The 536-nt window shown below is 41.6% G+C and carries 1 protein-coding gene; it reads right to left on the bottom strand.

What is annotated here, in order from left to right; genetic code table 11:
* The coding region (locus MF4640_RS18910) for an SOS response-associated peptidase (RefSeq protein ID WP_078390508.1) at positions 1-487 on the bottom strand (487 nt) is incomplete at its 3' end.
* Between the last annotated feature and the right edge of the window lie 49 nt (positions 488-536).

Genomic DNA, 536 nt, shown 5'->3' with positions numbered 1-536 from the left:
TCGGTGCATGGAATTGCTTCATGAAGGGGTGATGATCCGAATTGATGGTCAACATTGAAAAGGAACGTACCTTATTGCCATCAATCACCGCATCATCATAGATCCCTGCAACCGTGAAAGGCTGATCATCTTTACGCTTGATGGTGTACCAGTATGGCTTGCCATTGATGTATTTGGGTTCGTAGAACTCTTGCACAGGGACTAGGCAGAACTTGCTGTATTTCCATGCGTGTCGAAAGCTGGGCTTATCAGCTACAGACTCGGTACGTGCATTATAAGTGTGGCTGCTAAATTTCAATTCTTTCGCCCAACTTGGAAGTAATCCAAACTTTGCGATATCAAGTTCCAAATGTTCTGAGCCATTCACGATGATTGGAGCGTGATAAGAAGGAAAGACATGATCCTTAAGCTCAAGATCGAACTGGCTAGTATCGACACCCAAAAGCATCAAATTTCTTTTACTTGGAAATAGGTAATTCGAGCACATGATTATCATACCTTTAAGTGTCACATTTCGAATTATTTGCCTTAAAATT

It is taken from the genome of Acinetobacter sp. MF4640 (genome assembly GCF_002018895.1).
GTDB classification, from domain to species: domain Bacteria; phylum Pseudomonadota; class Gammaproteobacteria; order Pseudomonadales; family Moraxellaceae; genus Acinetobacter; species Acinetobacter johnsonii.
The sequence above is the reverse complement of the archived record's forward strand: the minus strand, read 5'-3'. Positions and strand labels throughout refer to the sequence as shown.